At 61.3% G+C, this 4,133-nt stretch carries 3 protein-coding genes; all 3 read right to left on the bottom strand.

Annotated elements, in window-relative coordinates; genetic code table 11:
- Positions 1 to 74: 74 nt before the first annotated feature.
- Entirely contained in the window at positions 75 to 1,067 is a 993-nt protein-coding gene (locus QMX98_RS32820) for an AraC family transcriptional regulator (protein ID WP_172791943.1), read from the bottom strand.
- A gap of 147 nt (positions 1,068 to 1,214) precedes the next feature.
- Positions 1,215 to 2,219 (bottom strand): asparaginase, encoded by a 1,005-nt coding sequence (locus tag QMX98_RS32825; RefSeq protein ID WP_200667308.1) that lies wholly within the window; start codon positions 2,217 to 2,219, stop codon positions 1,215 to 1,217.
- 104 nt (positions 2,220 to 2,323) lie between these two features.
- Positions 2,324 to 3,775 carry an alanine/glycine:cation symporter family protein gene (locus QMX98_RS32830; RefSeq protein WP_010465343.1) on the bottom strand — a complete coding sequence of 484 codons (1,452 nt, stop codon included), beginning with the start codon at positions 3,773 to 3,775 and terminating at the stop codon, positions 2,324 to 2,326.
- Positions 3,776 to 4,133: the final 358 nt, after the last annotated feature.

Here is a 4,133-nt window from a genome sequence, read left to right on the forward strand (position 1 = left end):
GCTTGCCCGCGAAGCGTTTGGCGTACTTGAAGACGCCTTCGCGGGCAAGCCTCGCTCCTACAAAGAGTTGGGGGTCAAGGACGGAACTGACTCGGTGCCACACCACTCCAGCGCACGAACGCATGGCGGAAACTCGCGGTTTCGCTGAAGCCCAGCGCCTCGGCGATCCGGTAGATCGGCAGCTGATCCTCACAGAGCATCTGCTTGGCCTGCTCGAAGCGCAGTTCATCGAGCAATTCCTGATAGCTGCACCCCAGGTCCTTGAGATGCCGGCGCAAGGTGCGCGCCGAGCAATTCATCTGCAACGCCAAACCTTCCAGCCCCGGGGCTGCATTCAGTTGCGCACGAAGCAACTGCCGAATCCGCCCCAACCACGCCTGCCGCCCGGTGAATTCGGTGTTCTGCTTGCGGCAGCGGTCGACCATGGCCTGATGGGTGATGACATCGGCCAGCGGCAAGGGCTGGTCGAGCCAGCGCTTGTCGAATGCGAAGGCGTTATCTCGCGCGTCGAAGTGCAGCGGGCAGTCGAAGTGTTCGGCGTAGCTCGCCCGATAATCCGGCGCCATATGTTCCAGGCGAGCGGCGAGCAATGGCAGCGGGTGCCCGAGCAGGTCATCGCAAATGACTTTTAACGACACCAGGCAGAACTCGGCGTTGAACACGGCCAGCGCCGGGTTCTCTCGATAATCGGCAGCGACGAACCACACACGCTCGCCGTCGACTTCCAGGCTCAACTCGAAAAGTGTTCCCAACAGCGCCGGATAATGCATCGCCAGGCGCAAAGCGTCACCGAAGGTGGCAGAGGTGAGTAGCGCATAACCGAGTATGCCGTAGGACGAAACGTGCATCCGCCGCCCCAGTTCCAGGCCGATATCACGCTTGAGCGCGACGGCGTTGGCACACACCTGCATCTCCTGGTTGGTGGTGATGCGCGTGTCCGCCCGGCTCAGATCCGCCGCGCTGATGCCACTTCCCGCCAGCAGTGCTTCGCTGGACAAGCCTTCGGCCTTGAAGGTGTTGAGCACCAGGGAGACGGCGTTGAGGGTGGTGAGGTGGGAGTGGAGCATGGGAAGTTCCAGCGATTGGATGCTGGAATCGAGCAAGTTGTATGCCGCGAATGAATACTTGTAGGAGCGAGGCTTGCCCGCGAAGCTTTTGGCGCCTTCAAGGACGTCTTCGCGGGCTAGCCTCGCTCCTACAGGTCCTGCGGTGTATCAGACCAGTTCACCGCAAAGGTCGAGCTCGACCAGACGCCGGACTTCAGAGGTGTCCAGCCCGGCACCCAGCAACCCATGCAACTTGCCCAACGCCGCCTCACGGGTCATGCCGCCGCCCGAAAGCACACCCACGCCTCGCAACCGGCTACCGGCCTCGTAGACATCCAGCTCAACGCCACCTTCATGGCATTGGGTGACGGCGACAACAACTACACCTTTGTCCCTCGCCCGCTCCAGAGCGGCGAGAAATTCAGGGTTGTCGCTCGGCCCGGTGCCACTGCCGTAGCATTCCAGCACCAAGCCTTGGATGCCGCTGTTCAGCACGCCATCAAGCTGCTCGACGCCGATGCCTGGGAACAACGGCAGCACCGCGACGTTCGCCAGTTGCTTGCTCTGGTTGTAATTCAATTGAGCCGGCAGCGAAGTGGCTTTCACACCACCGCCCTGACGCTCCAGGCGCTTGAACGGATGGCGACCGAAACTACGAACCTTCGCGCAATGAGTCGGGTCCAGCAGTTCGCCGTGGAAGTACAAATGAACGCCCGGCGCCAGGCCATGGCCCAGGGCAACCAGCGCACCGCTGAGGTTTTCCCAGGCATCGCTGTCGGTCACGCCGGCCGGCAGCATCGAGCCGGTGAACACCACGGGGGCATTCAGGCCGAGCAATTGAAAACTCATCGCGGCGGCGCTGTAGGCGAGGGTGTCGGTGCCGTGCAGGATCAGCACGCTGTCGCAGCCTTGGACATCAACGGCGTCGACCACCGCTTCACGCAGTTGCTGCCAGTACGTCGGGCTCATGTTGGCGCTGTCGATCAGCGGCGACATTTCGCGAAAGCGCCACTGCGGCACGACCACGTCGGGCTGGCTGTGCAGATATTCACGCATCCGCGCTTCGAAACCGGACGCCGGGGCCAGGCCATTGGCGCTGGCTTGCATGCCGATGGTGCCACCGGTGTAGAGCACCATGACGTGCTGGGCGGCTGGGTAGGAGTTGGGAACCATGGGAAAGTCTCCGCAAGAGATGACATGTGGGAGCGAGCCTGCCCGCTCCCACAAGTTGTGCACTTTAACTGACGGGCGCAGAGGATGCGCCCGTCGTTTACCCATCAGCGTTGCGCTGCGGGTACGCCTTGCAGTTCGGCTTCAGCCTTTGGAGCCGCGGCCGGCGGATTGGCTGGCCAGGCGTTCAAGTCCAGGTCCAGATCCGGGAATTTGCTCGAATCGAATACCGGCGTCTTGATCCCGGCGGCACGCTGGTCATCGTAGTCACGCAGGATGCGCATGCCGACCTTGAACAGCAGGAACAGCGCGATCAGGTTCACGAACGCGAGCATGGTCATGGTGATGTCGGCGAAGGCGAACACCGTGCCGAGGTTTTCGATGGCGCCCCAGAAAATCAACACCAGCACCAGCGCGCGGTAGCCAATCAGCGCCTTGCGGTTTTCACCGATCAGGAAGCGCAGGTTGCTCTCGCCCAGGTAGTAGTTGTAGAGGATCGAGGTGAACACGAACAACGACAACGCCACGGAAATGAAGCTGCGGCCCCAGTCACCGACCACGGCGGCCAGCGAGTTCTGGGTCAGGGCAATGCCGTCGCCTTCGAAGCCTGGGGTGTAGAAACCCGAGAGCAGGATCAGCAACGCGGTGCAGGTGCAGATCACGAAAGTATCGAGGAACACGCTGAACGCCTGAACCACGCCTTGTGCCACCGGGTGCTCGACGGAAGCCACGGCCGCCACGTTCGGCGCACTGCCCAGGCCCGCTTCGTTGGCGAAAACGCCACGTTTCACGCCCATGACGATTGCGCTGCCGATCAGGCCGCCGAAGGCCTGGTCCAGACCGAAAGCACTTTTGACGATGGTCATCAGCATGCCCGGAACCTGGTCGAACTGCAGCACGATCACATAGATGGTCACGCCGATGTACACCAGGGTTTTCACCGGCACCAGCAGGTCAGCGACCTTGGCGATGCGCTTGATCCCACCGATGAACACCAGGCCGAGCAGCACCGCCAGGGCCAGGCCTGTGTAGGTGGTGTCGAGGCCGAACGCGTTGTTCAGCGAGTGAGTCACGGCGTGGGATTGCAGGCCGTTGAAGGCAAACCCGAAGGTCACCAGCAACAGGAACGCCATGATCATGCCCAGCCAGCGTTTCTGCAGACCGTGCTGGATGTAATAGGACGGGCCGCCACGGTAGGTGCCGTCGGCATCGCAGCGCTTGTAGAGCTGGCCGAGGGAACATTCGAAGAAGCTGCTGGACATGCCGACCAGTGCGGTCACCCACATCCAGAACACCGCCCCCGGGCCACCCAGGGTAACGGCGATGCCGACACCGGCGATGTTACCCGCGCCGACACGGCCGGCGAGGCTGAGCATCAAGGCCTGGAACGAACTGAGTTGGCCGGCGCTGCTTTTCAGGCTGTCGCGGAACACCGCGAACATGTGGAAGAAATGGCGCAATTGAACGAAACGCGAGCGGATCGTGAAGTAGCTACCGAGCCCGACAATGAGCACGATCAGTACTTTCCCTGAGAGGAAGTCGTTAATGACTTCGAGCATGGATTATTCCTCGCTGTTTTTTGTGTAGGCAAATGTTGGGCAGGCAGAAACATCGCGTTACACCGGTGTGCACGTGGCACAACAGTGAGGCGAGTGTTCGTCCCGGGCCCATATCGCAGGTTTGTTATTAGTTCGGGTTTCGCATGGGTTTGGGCCTCGTTACCGACGACCGCTCACGCGAAGAGGGGCGGCACTATACCTAGGAGAGTGCCGTCCGTCTGCACGGTTGTGGTGCAAGCGACGAAACGAAGCCTTTGAAACACCTGACTTTTTGAGCCAGGCCTTTGTAGGAGTGAGCCTGCTCGCGATGCAGGCACCGCGGTATTTCAGTTACACCGCGTTATCGTTCATCGCGAGC

It is taken from the genome of Pseudomonas sp. PS02303, from assembly GCF_029959925.1.
GTDB lineage: Bacteria > Pseudomonadota > Gammaproteobacteria > Pseudomonadales > Pseudomonadaceae > Aquipseudomonas > Aquipseudomonas mandelii.